The 17,920-nt window shown below is 34.2% G+C and carries 15 protein-coding genes; 4 read left to right on the top strand and 11 right to left on the bottom strand.

The genetic code is table 11. The features are described 5' to 3' along the window. Nucleotides 1-11: 11 nt before the first annotated feature. From AM499_RS13765 to ptsP, 3 genes are all read left to right on the top strand, one after another. Complete coding sequence (locus AM499_RS13765) at nucleotides 12-1,091, top strand: GerAB/ArcD/ProY family transporter (RefSeq protein WP_053590758.1); 1,080 nt, start codon at nucleotides 12-14, stop codon at nucleotides 1,089-1,091. Next, nucleotides 1,088-2,200, top strand: a complete 1,113-nt coding sequence (locus tag AM499_RS13760; RefSeq protein WP_053590757.1) for a Ger(x)C family spore germination protein — start codon at nucleotides 1,088-1,090, stop codon at nucleotides 2,198-2,200. Before AM499_RS13765 ends, AM499_RS13760 begins: the two co-directional genes overlap by 4 nt. A 179-nt stretch (nucleotides 2,201-2,379) precedes the next feature. Beyond that, entirely contained in the window at nucleotides 2,380-4,101 is a 1,722-nt protein-coding gene (gene ptsP / locus AM499_RS13755) for a phosphoenolpyruvate--protein phosphotransferase (protein ID WP_053590756.1), read from the top strand. Nucleotides 4,102-4,126: 25 nt separating this feature from the next. On the opposite strand, the gene AM499_RS21705 is transcribed toward ptsP, so the two are convergent. The 11 genes from AM499_RS21705 to AM499_RS13705 form a co-directional block, all read right to left on the bottom strand. Further along, on the bottom strand, nucleotides 4,127-4,291 hold the full coding sequence (locus AM499_RS21705; RefSeq protein ID WP_156316804.1) for a YfhD family protein: 165 nt from the start codon (nucleotides 4,289-4,291) through the stop codon (nucleotides 4,127-4,129). Nucleotides 4,292-4,394: 103 nt separating this feature from the next. Then, nucleotides 4,395-5,687 (bottom strand): sensor histidine kinase, encoded by a 1,293-nt coding sequence (locus AM499_RS13750; protein WP_053590755.1) that lies wholly within the window; start codon nucleotides 5,685-5,687, stop codon nucleotides 4,395-4,397. Between the two features lie 45 nt (nucleotides 5,688-5,732). Next, a complete protein-coding gene (locus AM499_RS13745) occupies nucleotides 5,733-6,944 on the bottom strand; it encodes a histidine kinase dimerization/phospho-acceptor domain-containing protein (protein ID WP_156316803.1) in 1,212 nt (403 codons plus the stop codon). A gap of 176 nt (nucleotides 6,945-7,120) precedes the next feature. After that, entirely contained in the window at nucleotides 7,121-7,549 is a 429-nt protein-coding gene (locus tag AM499_RS13740; protein WP_053590754.1) for a hypothetical protein, read from the bottom strand. A 210-nt stretch (nucleotides 7,550-7,759) separates the two neighbouring features. Beyond that, entirely contained in the window at nucleotides 7,760-9,130 is a 1,371-nt protein-coding gene (locus AM499_RS13735) for a DL-endopeptidase inhibitor IseA family protein (protein ID WP_053590753.1), read from the bottom strand. Nucleotides 9,131-9,717: 587 nt separating this feature from the next. Continuing rightward, nucleotides 9,718-10,815 (bottom strand): hypothetical protein, encoded by a 1,098-nt coding sequence (locus AM499_RS13730; protein WP_053590752.1) that lies wholly within the window; start codon nucleotides 10,813-10,815, stop codon nucleotides 9,718-9,720. A gap of 121 nt (nucleotides 10,816-10,936) precedes the next feature. Then, nucleotides 10,937-11,239: a nucleotide pyrophosphohydrolase gene (locus AM499_RS13725; protein ID WP_053590751.1), complete on the bottom strand. Its 303-nt coding sequence runs from the start codon at nucleotides 11,237-11,239 to the stop codon at nucleotides 10,937-10,939. 180 nt (nucleotides 11,240-11,419) lie between these two features. After that, a complete protein-coding gene (locus AM499_RS13720) occupies nucleotides 11,420-12,298 on the bottom strand; it encodes a DMT family transporter (RefSeq protein ID WP_053590750.1) in 879 nt (292 codons plus the stop codon). A 429-nt stretch (nucleotides 12,299-12,727) separates the two neighbouring features. Next, nucleotides 12,728-13,942: an amidohydrolase gene (locus tag AM499_RS13715; protein WP_053590749.1), complete on the bottom strand. Its 1,215-nt coding sequence runs from the start codon at nucleotides 13,940-13,942 to the stop codon at nucleotides 12,728-12,730. Next, nucleotides 13,939-15,186 (bottom strand): amidohydrolase family protein, encoded by a 1,248-nt coding sequence (locus AM499_RS13710; protein WP_053590748.1) that lies wholly within the window; start codon nucleotides 15,184-15,186, stop codon nucleotides 13,939-13,941. The genes AM499_RS13715 and AM499_RS13710 overlap by 4 nt, the downstream gene beginning before the upstream one ends. Nucleotides 15,187-15,244: 58 nt before the next feature. Further along, nucleotides 15,245-16,819: a glutathione ABC transporter substrate-binding protein gene (locus tag AM499_RS13705; RefSeq protein WP_053590747.1), complete on the bottom strand. Its 1,575-nt coding sequence runs from the start codon at nucleotides 16,817-16,819 to the stop codon at nucleotides 15,245-15,247. 198 nt (nucleotides 16,820-17,017) lie between these two features. On the opposite strand from AM499_RS13705, the gene AM499_RS13700 reads away from it, so the two are divergent. Then, complete coding sequence (locus AM499_RS13700) at nucleotides 17,018-17,920, top strand: ABC transporter permease (RefSeq protein ID WP_053590746.1); 903 nt, start codon at nucleotides 17,018-17,020, stop codon at nucleotides 17,918-17,920.

Raw genomic sequence — 17,920 nt, 5'->3', positions numbered from 1 at the left:
GGTAGGTTAGGTTGAGTACAAACAAACGGAAGCTTTTGAATGGTTATCACGTAGTTTTCTTGGCGCAAAGTACAATGTTTGGTACTGGAATCCTTTCACTTCCTCAACGGCTTAGTTCTTTAGGTTACAGTGAGGCATTTTTTCCATTATTGCTAGGTATAATTGCAAGTTTAACATTATGGCCAATGATATGGATTATGTCTAAATTTCCAAATGAAAATTTGTTTCGAATAAACGAGCTTTTGTTAGGTAAATGGATCGGTAAAAGTATAAATATATTTTTTGTTCTACAATTTACTTTGTTTCTAGCTGCAATCATCAGTAATTATATGCAGCTCATTCAAACTACTGCCCTGCCGGAACAAAAAATTACTACTCCTGTATTTTTATTAATTTTGATTCTAATATACATTGTTCAAGGTGGTATAAAATCTATTGCACGATTTTGTATGATGGCATTTTTTTTAACATTACCTATGCTATATTTTTTACGATGGGCAATTGAAAAAGGAGATGTAAGTCATATTTTCCCTTTATTTAATTACAATTTCAAAGAAATGTTTGAAGCTTTACGAAAAGGATATTTATCTATTCTTGGGTATGAATTAATCTTGTTTTATTATCCTTATATTGTGAATCAAAAAAAGGCATTTAAACATGCATCTATTGGAATTTGGATAAGTATAATTCTTTGTCTCATAACAACATTTGTAAGTGTTATGTATTATTCAGAGTGGCAATTAAAAAATGTCGAATTCTCCGTGTTGCAATTGTTTAAAGCAGGTGAGCTTACTTTTATAGAAAGAATAGATATTATTGGAATGACGATGTGGGTATTTTTAGTTTTTACTTCATTGGCAGGATACCTATGGAGTGCGAAGAAAGGATTAGATTCCATTCGATCAAAAAAAAGCAAGCTTCATGTTTATATACTTACTACCGTTGTTTTTTTGATCATTATCTTCCCTTATTCTAATGAAATGAAGCAAAAACTATATGAGGGAAGCTTTTATGCAGGTTATCTGCTGGTAGTTTGGCCAATATTTTTGAGTATTGTACATGTACTTAGAAAAAAGAAGGTGCAACAATGAAAGGAAAATTAAAATTGCTTGCAATTACTTTCTGCTTTATATTCTTAGCAGGTTGTACAGAAAAAGAATTAAAAATACCTCTTGAAGATGTAGGCATGGTAGGAGTCTTAGCATTTGACTATATAGATGATGAGCAAACACAGATAACGGTAGCCATCCCGCAATACGATCCAGAAGCGAAGGAGCACACACAAATCTTCAGCGTTTCCACTGATTTGATATCAAAAGGAATAGTGGAAATAGAAGCACTTTCTGATAAAAAGATAGTACTAAATCAATTACGGGTTGTTCTTGTTAATGAGCAATTTGCACTTCAAGGGGATGTTCGTAATGCAATTCAACAGCTATATAGAAACGCTGAAGTTGGTAACAAAGTACTCATTGCAGTAGTTAAAGAAAGTGCAGAAGATATGCTGAAACAAGAATATCCAGATAAACCTAGCGTGATAATGTATTTAAACGATTTATTACAGCCTAGTGTTAATACAGCATTTAATCCAAATACGAATATTCATGATTTTATGTATACACAAACCAACCCTAATTTTGACTCTATCGTTCCATTCCTAAAAACTAAAGACGGGAAAATAGATATTGATGGCATTGCTTTATTTAAAGAAAAAAGGATGCTCAAAAGTTTATCTACAAATGAAGGGTTAATCATACAGGCGTTGCAAGGAAGAAAAAAACTGGCACCACTAAATATCGAGCTTAACAATGAAAACCAAAAAGAAAAATTATTGATTGACTTGATTGATAGTAAAGTAAAAATTAGAAGTAATAAAGATTTAAAAGCACCCAAATTGAACATTGTGCTAAAAATGTCAGGTACTTTAATAGAATATAGAGGCGAGAGAGAAAACAAGTTAAAAAGTATAGATAACATCGCTGACCTGGAAAAAGATGTGAATAAAAAAGTTGAACAAGACATTAGTAATTTTTTGGAGGAAATTAAAAAACTAGAAGTGGACCCAATAGGTTTAACTGAAAATTTTCGAATGCACTACAAAGGAAATTGGGATAAGGAATTAACAAATGAAACTATTAGTAAGTTAGAGTGGGATATTCAAGTGGATACTTCTATTTTGAGTACTGGGATTTTAAGATAATTTGTAAGAGGAAGTACTAAATATCAACAGTAGGAAAAGTTCGGTTAAAACAATCCGGGCTTTTTTCTTTTTTAAGAATAAGTATTGTATTGCTTTACTATGATGGTAATAGATTTTATAGCAAGAAGGGGACGATCGATGTTTAGAACAATCAATATAATAATTCTCAGGACTACTACATGGTGAATTTAAAAGGGATAGCTGCATCCACTGGAATTGCCATTGGGAAGGCTTTTTTGCTAGTAGAACCGGATCTTACAATCATTAAAAAAGCCATTACTAGCATGGAGGAAGAAATTACTCGTTTTCACTCCGCTTTACAAGAGGCAAAAAGAGAGATACAAAAAATCAGAGATCGTACCGCAGATGGTATAGGAGAAGAACATGGTGCAATTTTTGATGCTCATTTGCTAATTCTGAGTGATCCAGAACTATTGGGGACAATTGAGAGTAAAGTAAAAGTAGATAATGTAAATGTAGAGTTTGCATTGCAAGAAACTACGGATGCTTTAATCGAGATGTTTGAGCAATTGGATAACGGATATATGCAGGAGCGTGCCGCAGATATTAGAGATGTCACAAAAAGACTATTAGCAAAGCTATTGAAGTTAGAATTCCCTAACATAGCAATGATTGATGAAGAGGTAATAATAGTTGCAAAAGATTTAGCTCCTTCTGACACCGCACAACTAAATAAGAAATACGCTAAGGGATTTACAACTGACATGGGGGGACGAACATCCCATTCTGCTATTATGGCCCGCTCATTGGAGATACCCTCTGTTGTAGGTACATCAAATGCAACCTCTTCTATAAAAAATGGGGATTTACTAATTATTGATGGAGATAATGGAGAAGTTTTTATAAATCCATCTAAAGAAAAGATTGATTTATATATAGAGAGACGAAACATGCTAGAACTTCAAAAGAAAACATTAACATTACTTATAAATAAACGAACAATCACGTTAGATGGTAAACAAGTTGAAGTTGCTGCTAATATTGGTTCGCCACGGGACATCGAAAGTGTCATTGCACATGGAGGGGAGGGAGTAGGCCTTTACAGAACTGAATTTCTTTATATGGAAAGAGATACTTTTCCTACAGAGGAAGAACAATTTCAAGCATATAAACAAGTCCTAGAAAAGATGGAAGATAAGCCAGTGGTCGTTAGAACATTGGATATTGGTGGCGACAAAAAGCTTCCTTATTTGAACTTATCTAAGGAGTTAAACCCATTTTTAGGCTTCCGAGCAATTCGTCTTTGTTTAGCAGAACAAGAATTATTCCGAGTTCAATTACGTGCTTTGCTCCGAGCAAGTAATTTTGGAAATCTTAAAATTATGTTCCCGATGATTGCAACTCTAGAAGAATTCCGAGAAGCCAAGCGGCTTTTATTAGATGAAAAAGCATTTCTTTTAAAGGAAGGATTCGAGGTAGCTAATCATATCGAAATTGGAATAATGGTAGAAATTCCTTCTACAGCAATAGTGGCTGATCAATTTGCAAATGAAGTTGATTTTTTTAGTATAGGAACGAATGATTTAATCCAATATACAATGGCAGCGGATAGAATGAACGAGCATGTATCTTATTTGTACCAACCATATCATCCTGCAATCTTAAGATTAGTCAAAATGGTCATCGACGCTGCACATGCAAAAGGAAAGTGGGTAGGGATGTGCGGAGAAATGGCTGGGGATTCCATAGCGATTCCATTATTGCTAGGGCTAGGATTAGATGAGTTTTCTATAAGCGCGCCATCCATGTTAAAAGCTAGAAATCAAATCAATCATTTGAAGGAAAGTGAAATGAAGGAACTTGTAGATAAAGCCTTGTTTTTGCAGACATCTGAACAAGTAAAGCAATATGTTAAAGAAAGGATAAATCCCACTAGTTGAAATTCTAGTGGGATTGTTTTCACAATTAGCTCTTCTTATTATTTAACTTGTTTGTTCCATTTTCTCTGAGTTCAGCAAATTCACGTGAAAACTCTTCTTGAATTTCATTTGGCTTTATCTTTTGGTTTTTTGGGGTCTGTGGTAGCGAATCTTTATTTTTACTTTTTCCTTGCTTATTGTCTCTTCCCAAGTGAATTCTCCTTTCTCCTATTAACGTTCTTTACTAATATGGCTTATTAAACTCAATTTAATCATAAAAAAGCACTGAGCTATTAGCTCAGTGCGTGACATGTTTAACTTAAAACATATTCCTTTTTATTTTCGAGAATTTCTATTTGTTCTAAAGACTGAGATAATAAGGGGAACGTAAACTTAAAGGTCGTACCCGAATTTAATTCACTTTCCACATGGATTGTTCCATTCATAGCACTTACGATACTATAGACTACCATCAGACCGAGGCCTGTCCCTTTATTTCCCTTTGTGGAATAATAAGGTTCTCCTAAACGTACCAATTGATCAGGTGTCATGCCTGTTCCTGTATCTTTAATTAGAATGTTAACTGCTGAAGAGGTAGACTCTGTTTCAATGGTCAATGTTCCTCCTCTAGGCATTGCTTCGATTCCATTCTTCATAATGTTTATGAAGCATTGATGAAACTTTTGCTTGTCACCAATTATCACTAAATCATTTGAGAAGAATGTTTTGATCTTGATGGACTTTTTCTTTGCAGTTAATTGCAGTGCTTGAATAGCTTGCATGAGCTGATCATGAACATGAATAGTTTCTGTTAAAAAGTCTTCCGTTTTAGAAAAAGTTAGATAATCTTGAATAACCCTTTCTGCTGATTTTAGTTCTTTTTTTATAATCGAGAGATATTGAGCGCGACTCTCAGTAGATATATTTTCACTCTGCAAAAGTTGAACAAAACCAATCGCTGCAGTCAACGGATTGCGAATTTCATGCGAAATAGAAGCTCCCATTTGTTCAACTGCTTCCAGCCTTTTTGAATTTAAAAGATGCTGTCGCAACAGGATGGTTCTAGTTATTTCTTCTATAAAATATGCAATCATTCCAACTCCTAAAGGCTGTATAAATAAAACAGCAAAATACAAATCATATTTAGGATATGGTAGATGCAAAAATTCCAATACTGTTTGTATTAAACTGAAGAGAAAAGTTAGTCCGACAGAAAAATATATGCGTTGATTAGAAGATAGTTTTAAAAACACTGGAGAAAGTCGCCATAGTGAAATTGTTATTACACCATAAAGCGTAAAAGTCACCCAAAAAGAATCGTTAATTCCATAAAATGCTTTAATGCAGATGGTTAGTAACCCTAATAAAGGTCCTAGCCCCATATAGAGACCGCTTATAATGAGGGGAATATTTTTTAAGTCAAACAGAAAGCCATCATGTATTGGATAGCTAAATGCAAAACATAGGAAGAAGCTAACAACAAAATATAGAATGGCAATCTGTTGAATTTGTAGTAAATTATTTAACCGTTCAACCCATAATACACAAAAAAACATTAATACAATCAATAAAGATAAATTGAAAAAAAAGTGCTCTGTTAAATCCAAAGAAATACCTCTCTTCAACAACGGTTTAGGTAGAGAATTTTATAATTAATATTTTATTGATTTAAAGGAAAATCTGAAAATAGTATCCTTTCCATTTCGACTCCTAATATCTATTGCTCCTTTCAAATCACGTACAATATTGAAGGCGGCTGTCATTCTGCAAGTCAAAGTAGATAGTTGTTCTCCATTTAACACACCATCGTTTGTAATTGAGATTAAAATACTCGTTTTGGTATCAACAGTTTCTATTAATAAGGTGCCACCGTGTGGCATGCAATCGATATAGTTTTTAATAATATTGATAAATGCTTGTTGAAATTTCGAACGATCAGCTTCGATAAATTGAGTTGATGAGAAATGGGTAATAATTTTCACAGAATGAAGATTTGCTAAAGGCTTAAGCAACTTTAAAGTATGTGTAAGTTCAGTATCGATTTGCAGTTTTTCATCTGATTCAATTATTGGTTTAGAAAAGGTTAGATAGTCTTGGATAATTCCTTCTGCTGCATCCAATTCTTCTTTTAAAATAGAAAGATATTGAACTCTTTTATTATCCTTTAGTGAGTTATTGGAAAGCAGTTCCACAAAACCAATTGCAGTTGTTAATGGATTTCGTATTTCATGGGAAATTGCTGCTCCCATTTGTTCTACTGCTTCTAATTTCTCTGCTTTTATTATTTGTTGATGCAATTGAATATTTTTTTCTGTTGCCTCGATGATATATGCAATCATTGCAACACCAAGTGGAGGAACAATAATATAGGCAAATATCAAATCCCATGTATGACCAGCCGATGATTCATATAAAACTACTATTAATATACCTACACTTATGAATATAGATATTCCCATCAATAAAAGAATTCGATGTTTGGAAGCTAGCTTTAGAAACCATGGGGAAATAAACCATAATATAGGGCTAATAATAGAATAAATTAATAGTCCGAAAAAGAATCCGAAATCAATTCCGTATAACCCACGACTGACAATAATTACTACAAAAAGTATATGGCTTACTCTCAAGTAAAGCGATCCTATTAAAAAAGGAACAATTCTCAGATCTAAAACAGCTTCATCGCCTAATTGATAGGAATAGAGGAAACAGAGTATTAAAGAAATAACACAATAAAGTAAACCTGTTCGCTTGAAGTTAAAAATACTTTTACTACTCATTGTACGAATAATGGTTAAACTAACGAAAAGTAAAAGGATTAATAAGGAAAGATTAAACAGAAAATGCATGGTTATATTTTCCAATGTTGTACCTCTTCTAATCTACTTTTATAAATTAATAGTAACTAGTAAGAAAGAAATATACAATGCCTTTTATAAAATATTTTGAACATTCTTTTAATATAATATATTTTTAAGACAATGAAAAAAGCACTTAAATCTCTAACCGATGGATAGAAGATTTAAGTGCTTCTTTACTTTTATTTATTGAAAAATGAAATCAACTGTTTATTAGATGGAGCTTGAATTTTATACATCAATGATCGATCTTCACTATTTACAATTTTTGGTACAATAGATTCAATTACATTGAACTTCCAAAAGGAAGGCTTACTCTTTGTGCTTTTTTCCGTTTCCATAGTCATCATTTTTCTTTGAAAAGAATGAAGTTTTGCCATAAGGAACTTATCTTTAATACGAATAAGCAAGTATCCTTCAACTTTATCAGGATTGTATTTTTTCATAAGCGAGTCACCCAGTTCAAACGAATTTGATTTGTTTTGAACAGAGGGAGAAATGATAAAAAAATGTTCTTTTTGAAATATGGAAGTATTGGATACTTGACGAAAACCTAAATCATTTATAAGAAAATCAAGATTTACTTGTGAAGCGGCACTAGCGACTGACATATACATACCTCCTATACGTAATAAAACACATCACATATTTTAAGTATACCCTAATTCGTCTAAAATCACTTCAAAATTAGGAATATTTTCTTAATTCATGTTTGTAGAAGTTATAAAAGCCATCGCCAATTAAACGCTATAAAACAAAAGGTAATATTAATAACCTTAGCTTTTAAAACTTTACCATTTTCTTAGGAGAAACTAGTGTGACTAATACATGTTTACAATGCCGACTTGGTCGATTTTAAATTCCATGTAACCGGACGGTTGAACGGTAAATAACATTTTATTTAATCCGTTTGTTAAAGGACCATTATAATTATTTTCTACTTCCACTTTTATCGTAACTAGAAATTCAACTTGTGAATTGTTTCTTTCTGTTTCTTTCAGATTTACGAACTCAAGTTTTTTGATGCCTTTTTTAAATTCGGTCACATCAAAAGTAGAATGAGGTAGGAACTGATTTTGAGCAATTTTAGAATCAATTAGTAAATAATTGAAGAGAACATAAATAGGGTTTACATTTCCCGGAATATCTAATTCCCAATAAGGCTTTTTGCTAACTCGCCAACCAACATTATTTACATTTTGATATTCTACAATATACACTTGTTTTTCATTCGTGTTTCCAAAAGGAACAATCACTTTATAATACGTGGAGTTTTTATCCTTTTTGATTAACTCCGCAGTTGCTTTATTCCATTGTGCTAAAGTACCACCATCTGCTTCAATTTGTGCGAGTTTTCCTTTGTACTCGATGATTCCAAGGTCTTTTATAAACTGCTCAGCAGCAACTTGTGTCATGGATTGCATTAAGTAGCTCAGTAACTTAGCTTTTGTGTCAATTTTGCTTGAAAGGTAACGATAGGTAGAACCGTTATGAAGAAATGTTTTGTATTCTCCTGGGCTATATTCTCCGCCAGCCTGCACATAGAGTGTAGCCTGTGCAAATTTAGCTGCTAGTTCAACTGCTACTTTATCCGTAAGATCAGTATTCTTTTCTTGAATTGGTTCTTTACTGATTTTCCATCCAGCTTTGTTGTTTACAAATTGATATTCAATGAGAAAGTTTTGTTTTTCGTTTGTATTCCAGACAGGTACAGTTAGACGGTATTGAAGATTATTTTTATCTTTCTTCACAAACTGAGCAGTTGCCTTTTCCCATTGTAATAAGGAACCACCATCTGCTTCTACTTGTGCTAATTTTCCTTTATATTCAATAATTCCTCTACTTTTTATAAATTGCTCTGCTTCAGCAGGTACTAAAACCTTTTCTAAGTATGCTTTTAGTTCTTTTTTAGTATCGATAGAACTCGATAAATAGCGATAGGTTTTTTTGTTGTAAGTAAAGGTTTTATATTCCCCTTTCTTATAATCTCCTCCGCGTTGAATATAACTAGCTATTGTGTTAAATTCCTTTGCTAAATCTATCACTTTTTTTGTAGACAGTTCATTTTGTTTCGCTTTTTGGTCGACTTTTGTTTGTTCTTTTGCAAGGACGTTAGCATTTTGTGAAAATGGTACAGTTAATAGTCCGATGGTTAAACCTGTGATTAGTAGCTTTTTTGCACTTCTAGTCATTTCATAACCCCCAAAAAATGTTTTATTTTCTAACATTTGATTAGACGTCGCAGACTATCATGCTGTTACATCTAAAAAAATTGCTCCATCTTATTTATAGTAGAAGTTAATTGTATTTATTCATAAAACCCTTTTAAATTTCATTGTTCATATGAAAATCGTATGGTAATAGCCCCATGTTGAAATAGGGGTGTTGGAAGAATGTATTCAGGATGAGCGTGAAGATGAGACCTCGTTAATGGAGGATGGGGGGGAAGGAGCGACTCATACTAAGGAGGCTCATGTTTAGTGTGTGGCAAGCACACATCTGAGTCCTAAAAGAGTAAATTAATTAGGTTTTAGGTTATAGGGAACATTACTTATCTATAAGCATTCGCGCCTAGCGCAAGTCCGCATAAGCCGCTGTATGGCTAGGCGCGTCCATTTGTCTCATACGGCACGTCATGCGGCTGGGAAGGCGCGAATGCAGGGGTGTTAGTCATTACGAATAGAATGTTTTCTATAATAGTCATCCGTAATAACAGAGCCATTCATAAAAAAACTGCAGCACTCGTATTTCTACAAGTATCGCTGCAGTTGATAATATATTATTCTACTTCTTCAAAATCAGATTCATCAAATGAATCGAGGTATTTCCAGTTACCAGCTTCATCTTTTTCTAAAATGTAATAAGCGGTATATTCAAATGAATCATTTTCATCCATAGTTACTTGTTGATCATGAATTACGAATGCAGTGCCTTCTAAAATATATTGAACTTCCAAACCTAACGTCTCGTATTTTATGTCATAGTCTTGGAAGGTAGAGCCAATTAATTCACTTAGATCTTCATAGCCAGGGTATTCTTCGCTATATAAACTAAGTGTTGCTTCAAGATTTTCTTCATTTGCGTATTCATCGGATTTTTTGAAGAACTCAATAATCTCGCTCTCTTGTGCTAGAAAGCTTGAATCATTTCTTATTATTTCATAATAAGTTTCATAAAGTTCGTTTATGATAGATTCATCTTCAATTACATCGAGTAAGTCAAAGAATCCGATAACTTGTGTTTCAACTGTTTGTTGATCCGCGTTTTCAGCAATCATTCTATCTAATGTATCCAAATGCATTTTTGTAGAAATAACATATTTAGATGACTGAAGAGCCTTTTCACCTGGAGTTTTGTATTTAACTAATATTGCATCTCTTGTTGACTTTCCATAAACACGGTAAAGTAAAATCGCTTGTTTGCGTATCTCACTAGATAATTCATGGTAACTTTTTTCAGTAGCATCAGCTGTTGGATTTGCTGCAAATAAAGTATTAAATTTATTTGTTTTATCTACTATTTTCTTACCAGAAGTAATTGCATCAATATATCCCATTGCACGGGTATAGTGAATGCCAACGTTATTTTCTAAACGCTTCTTTAAATCCTCTTTCTTTTGACCACTTAATTGATCTAATTCCTTCTTAGCGTTTAAATATGCATTTTTTGTGTCATTAAAAATTTTCATATCAGGATTTTTAATTTCTTTTGTAAGTTCATAAGAAATTTGCCATTTTAAAGCTCCGGCATGTTGTTCCGCAATTTTCACTAATGATTCAGCTTTTGAAAGTGAAGCGGCTTCGACAGAAGTGGGGGGAGAAACAAAACATGCAACCACTAAAAATGCAGTTAATAATATTGATAATAATTTCTTCATAGGTATTCTCCTAAATTTATTAGTCTTACAAAATTTTGGTCAAGTAAGCCATATATAGGATATTTCATTGTGATTGTTTATTCTAGTGAATAACGATGGTAATAGAACCATATAAAGTAAATTACAAGTTTGTTGGGATAGGATATTTTACTGCATTTTTCTTTAATTTTTGTTGGGCTGCATCTTTTAGGTCAATGTCTAACACGTTCGCCAGTTGTAAGAGGTAAATAAAAACGTCTGCTGCCTCTTCAACTATTGCCTGCTTGTCCTTTTGAATAGCTTCCTCTGAGGAGACCCATTGAAAATGCTCTAATAATTCACTTGCTTCTAAGGAAACAGATATTGCTAGGCTACGCGCATCATGATTTCCACCCCAACCCCGATCATCACGAAATTTTAGTATCTCTTCGGTAAGTTCTTTCATTTTAATTCCTCACTTTGCTAAAAAATATAAGTAAACAATGATTTAACATCGTTTTGAATACTTGCGACCTTGATGATATCTTCCATTATTTGAGTATTCATTTTGACCGACCCTTATAGAAGTATTTTATAACGACAAGAAAATTTTTTCACCACTATCTGTAAAAAGATGGGCTTCGGATTAATAATTTGCGTTGGGCTTCAGTGAAATAGATACACCTATGATAATAACAATTGCACCAATCATTTGAAGTGCTTGAATATTAATATCTAATAGAAAGAATCCAAAGATCATTGCAACAAAAGGTTCCAGGTTCAATAAAAGTGCAGCTTTAGAAGCTCCAACTTTATGGATGGAGCTATTCCATAAATACGTACAAAGACCATGCATAATAATCGCCGTTATAATAAGTAACAACCAATAGGAAAGGGGAACAGACAATACTAGATAGGCTTTATTCCAAGGGACAAAAGGAAGTAATCCAACTAATCCAAAGAGATTGCTTAATAGAGTAATAGTAGAAGGATGAATAGACTTGGAAAGATGTTGAACAAAAATTAGGAAAACAGAAAAGGTTAACATGGTTAGACTGATTAATAGCTCGCCTTTTCCGAAATTAGGTACAAGCAATGATCCATTAGTTATTACAAGCCAAACTCCTAACAAAGCAACTAAGGAGCCCAGCCAAAATTGTAATGTCTTTCTCTCTTTAAAATAGTAAGACGAAAGTATGGCCGTAACTATTGGCGACAAAGCGAGGATGAGTGATGCTGTAACTGGTTCTGTATATTGAAGGCTCGCATAGAAGCTCCATTGATTTAACGATACTCCTATAAATCCAGCTACTCCTAACCAAATGTAATTATGTAAGGTTAGTTCCTGTATTTTAATAGTTCGATAGGTCATGAAGAAAAGAAAAATAACGATAAATATTAAACGAAAAAATGCTATTATACTCGGATCAAATACGTCCACTAAAATAGATCCAAAGACGAAATTACTTCCCCAAGCAATAACGCATCCTAAAAGAACTAAATAAGTAAACCATTCTTTATTCATGAAAAGTACTATTCCTCCTTTGGGTTTCAAAAGTTAAGCTCTGTTTATTTTCAATGAAGTTGCACTAAACTAAGAGTTGTTTTTTGTGAATGTCAGTGTATTTCTCTTGATAAGAAATTAAAATAGACTCTTTTAGATGAAGTGATATTGAGAACTGGGTAGGCTTACTTCTATATTTAATAGTTTTCATTTACATCAGATGTTTCAGGGCGGTACGCTTTACACGCAGCAAGAGCGCGAAGAATGAGACCCCGTAAAGGGTGGGGGAGCGACAAGACGAAGGAGCGATTCATCCTGCGGAGGTTCATCCGTGATCTTCCCTTTAGTTTGCGCAAGAACATATTCTATTAAGCACTTCAAATCATTCATTATAAATATAAAAACCAAAAGTTAAAAGAGAAAGAGGTACCTCTTTCTCTTTTAGGTCCATTATAATAATTCGCCTTTTACCATCACTAAACGATTTTTAGGTTTTCTAGCTACAACTTCTGCGGAAGAAGCGGCGTCAAAAAATATAAAATTTGCGTCATCTTGAATATTTGGCCAAACCTTTTGACCTTCTTTATTTAAAGGTAATATTCCACCAGTTACCCATTTTAGTGCATTTTTTAATGATTTTTCATCCTTTTTATTTGTAAGCTCGCAAAAACGTGTCGCTTTCTCTAATACATCACCATTCCCATATGGACTCCAAGAATCATAAAAACCATCACAACCAAAGTGTACTTTTACTCCATGATTATCTAACAGGTCGATCGGCGGAATCACTCGATTTAAATTGATAGGAATTGTCGACATAATGGCTACATCTGCCTCTGCAAGACGGTTTGCAACAACGATTTGTTGTGGAATTGGGATGTCCCCAAGACAGAAGGAATGACTTAAAGCAGTTCGTCCACGATAGTTTGCTTCCTGTACAATATCTATCCATTTATCTGTCGTATAATAGCCGACATGTCCACCATCATGTAAATGGATGTCGACGTCAGCATCAAATTCAGTTGCAATATCCATTACTTCATATAAAGATTTTTCAATAGCCCGATCTATCCCTGCTGGGTCTAATCCTCCAACCATTGTTGCTCCACTTCTCATAGCTTCTCTCATAAGTTGAGGAACTGATTCACGTAATAGTCCGTGTTGTGGAAATGCAATAATATCGGCGGTTACTTTGCCTTTAAATGTTTCAAGAGCAGCTACTACACCTTCTAAATTTTTCAACCCGATATATGGATCAATATTTACGTGGGTACGAATATGAGTTGAACCAGATTGAAGCAATGTTTCAATCATTTTTGTTGCTCTTTGCTGTGCGCTTCCAGCTAGGATAGATAGTTCTTGAGCTTCAAGATCCAAACGCTCCTTTAAGTTTGCTACAGGGATACAGGCTTTCCAGTCCAATGTCATATATGTTTTGTCTAAATGATTATGCATCTCTTTAAAAGTTGGTAATGCAAGTTTTTGCTTCATATCAATAACCTTATAACCAGCAGGTACATTTTCATTTGCTGATAACTGATCAACAATTTTCCCATCTTCTACTTTAAGATGGAATAACCCGGTTTCAGTTTCTATTGTTCCATTGGGTAGTAATTTCTCTCCTATTTCTAATTTAACATTTGAAAGCCATTTAACTTTACTCATTGCGTTACCTCCTTAGCTAGAACCTCGTCATTTATATAAGCAATGTTTCCATTTGATATGACATGCGTTATCGGACGTCTTCTAGCAACGGCTTGAGCGGAGCATACAGCATCTAGGAGAAGTACATTTGCTCTGTCTCCTATTTTGGGCCATACTCTGTCTCCAGAATCAGTTAGGGGAGTTATACCTCCTGAAGCATATTTCCAACAACGATTTAAGGAGTATTCATCGATAAACTTAAATCTCTCGGCTAAAATGCTTAATTTTTCAATTGTATCACCTGTCCCAAAAGGCGACCAATGATCAGTCAGGCTATCATGACCAAGGGAAACCAGGACTCCATTCTCATGTAAATAAGGAATAGGTATAGTGGATCGGCCGATAGGGACAGTTGATGTGACATCAATTCTTGTCTCCGCTAAAACTGCCACTAATTCTTCTAATTCTTTTCCGTGAAGATCGCCTAAAGCCATTGCATGACTAATTGTAACTTGCCCATCTTTTTTTGCTTGTTTTGTTAGTTCTACTAGCTTATAAAATTCAAATGCACCAAGTGAATTTGGATCGTGAATATGCATGTCTATGCCTTTTCCGGATTCAACTGCAATGTCCATAGTTAAGTTCAAAGAACGATCGATATCTCGATCAATAGTAGCTGGGTCAACTCCACCGACAAGTGTTGCACCCAATTTCATGGCTTCACGCATTAAAGGTTCAACTTTTGAACGTAGTAACCCATGTTGAGGAAAAGCAACAATGTCATATGTGACTTGGTTTTCAAACTTTTTAAATGCTTCTTTAGTAATCTCAATATGTTTTGTCCCTATTTGTGGGTCAACATTACAGTGGGAGCGAATATGTGTATGTCCTTGAGAAATGAGCCACTCTATCATTTTTTCAGCTCGGTTTAAGGCAAATGGAAGCTGGGCTGGTAATAATTCTTGTTCTTCTTCAATTCTTGTTAAAATCCCATTTGTAATCGGTGTACATGCTTTCCAAGGACCACTGAAGTAAGTTTTGTCCACGTGTATATGCATCTCTCTAAAAGAAGGCATTAACAGCTTTCCGTGTGCCTCAATTACCTCATAGTCAGAGCTGGTGGTTTGTATATGGTTTTCAATTTCCATAATTTTTCCATCTTGAATAAGTACATCGAAAAGATCCGTATTTGTTTGGACAACACGTCCATTTTCAAAAACAAAACCAGTTTCAAGAAGAGCATTTTTAATAAGAAGAGTTTTCATGTTTTATCCTCCCGATATATTCAAAGAGACTGGTTAACCAGTCTCTTTGAAGTGTGTATTATTTTACTGTCACTTCATTTAGAATCAGGTAATTTGAAGCGTCTAACCAAAAGTTTTCAACATCATTATTATAGACAGCTATATGTTCGTAGTTTCTAATAGGGATATATACAGCATCGTCCATTTCAATTTGCATAGCTTGTTTGTAAATTTCTTCTCGTTTATTAGGATCTACTTCTACTCGACCTTGTTCAATTAGTTTGTCTACCTCTGGATTTTGGTAATAGAAATGGTTACCTGGAGAACCTATAGATGCCGAATGGAATAGATTGTACTGGTTGTAGTCTCCGTCACCTGTTGCATTACCCCAACCCCCTATAAACATTTGATGTTTTCCACTGTCGACCTGTTCGATATATGAACCATATTCCATCACTTGTATTTCTACTTCTACTCCAATGCCTTTTAGCTGAGATTGAATAACTTCTGCCATATTAATTCGTTCTTTTCTGTCACTAGTTAAAAGAGTAGCTTTAATTCCTTTTTCGTGGCCAGCTTCTTTTAAAAGTGATTTTGCTTTGTTTACATCATAAGGGTACGCTTCAATATCTTTGCTATAACCAAACACTTTTGGACTCATTGCAACGTTTGCAAGTGTTCCGATGTTATTATAAACGCCATCGATAATTGCTTGTCTTTCAACTGCATAGCTAACTGCTTGTCGAACTTTAACATCGTCAAACGGAGCTTGTGTTGTATTAAATCCTACATACTCTACAGCTAAACCATCTGTTCTAAAAAGATTTAGACTATCGGAATTTTCAATTCGATCAATTTCAGTAACAGGAACTTGATCAGAAATATGTGCTTCGCCACTTTCAACCATCGCTAGTCGTGTTGCATCCTCTGGAACTACTTTGAATTCTACACTATCAACTTTAACTTTTTCACCCCAGTAGTCATTGTTCTTATTTAGGGTAATTTGTTGTCCGGATTTCCAAGAACCGAACACGAATGGACCTGTACCAACGGGTGTTGTTGCTAATTGATCAGGTGTTTCAGTAATAGATTTTGGACTTAAGATACTTCCTTCATTGCTTGCCAAAATGGAAAGCAAAGGAGCATAAGGCTCGGATAATTTAAGCGTTACATGTGTTTCGTCTTTTACAATTACTTCTGAAATCATACCTAATTTATCTTTTTGTGGAGACCCAGTCGCAGGGTCAAGTAATCTTTCTAGAGTTACTTTTACAGCTTCTGCATTAAATGGTGTTCCATCATGGAATTTTACACCCTCTCTTAATGTGAAGTCCCAAGTTAAATCATCCACTTGATTCCATTCAGTAGCAAGTAGTGGGACAATTTTTCTGTCTTTATCAAAAGCAACAAGCGTTTCATACACTTTTCCGTGAACAACGTTCGCAGAAGGTATATCTGTAATAAAGTGTGGATCGAGTCCAGTTGCATCCGATAAGCGAACGACTACAAGGTTTCCTCCTGATTTATCTCCACTTGCAGATTCTTTACTTTCTGAATTTTCTTTTTCTCCTGAAGATCCTGTTGAGCATCCTTGTAAAAGGAGTACAAAAACAGATAAAAATGCAATAATGTGTAACCATTTAAATTTCTTCATTTGTTTCCCCCCAAATGTTTTTTATTTGTGCTGCTAGTTTTCAATTATAAATAAAAGAATTAATAATATTTTTAAAATATTTACTATTTTTTAAAATATTTTGACTATTGTTTTCAACTCTATTTACTTTCTTTCTTTTCTTATATATCGTGATGTTACCTTATTACGAAAAGGATGCAGAACAAGGGGGTTTTAAAAATGACGATTAATAGTACAGAAGTAGATGTTGGAGCGTTAATCATTGCAAGAAAGAAAGTTCGGAGAGAAAAATGGAAGTCATTTTTTTGGACGATAGGTCAAAATAAGGCGGCAATGGTAGGAGGAGTAATCATTTTCCTATATATATCCCTCACTTTTTTAGCTCCAATTCTTGCACCTTATGATCCATATGAAATTAATCTACAAGACAAGTTGCAATCACCGTCTCTGTCTCATTGGATGGGAACCGATGATAAGGGAAGGGATATATTAAGTCGTATCTTATATGGCTCTAGGTTATCGTTAGGTGTTGGTTTTTCATCTGTGTTTTTTGGAGCATTTTTTGGGATAATTCTTGGTCTGATTGCTGGTTACTACGGTAAATGGTTAGACACTATTATAAGCCGTTGCTTAGACGTAATGCTTGCCTTTCCAGGGATTTTATTGGCACTTGCAATTATTAGTGCACTTGGACCAAGTCTTATAAATGTAACAATTGCTGTAGGGGTTTTTTCCATTCCTTTATTTGCAAGAATTGTTCGTGGATCAACGATGGAAGTAAAGAAACTAGAATATATAGATGCGATTCGTACGTTAGGAGCAAACGATTTAATCATCATTTTCCGGCACATTTTGCCTAATATTTTGTCACCAATTATTGTTCAAGGTTCTTTAAGGCTTGCTACTGCTATTTTGTCAGCAGCAGGGTTATCCTTTTTAGGTTTAGGTGCTCAGCCACCATCACCAGAATGGGGGGCAATGCTGTCTAGTGGTAGGGATTTTATTTTTAGTGCACCTTATATGGCCATCTTTCCGGGGCTTATGATATCTGTTTTAGTATTAGGCTTTAACTTATTTGGAGACGGATTGCGCGATGCTTTAGATCCTAGAATGAAAAAATAA

The sequence above is a fragment of the Bacillus sp. FJAT-22090 genome (genome assembly GCF_001278755.1).
Classification (GTDB): domain Bacteria; phylum Bacillota; class Bacilli; order Bacillales_A; family Planococcaceae; genus Psychrobacillus.
This window is presented reverse-complemented; position numbering and strand designations above follow the sequence as displayed.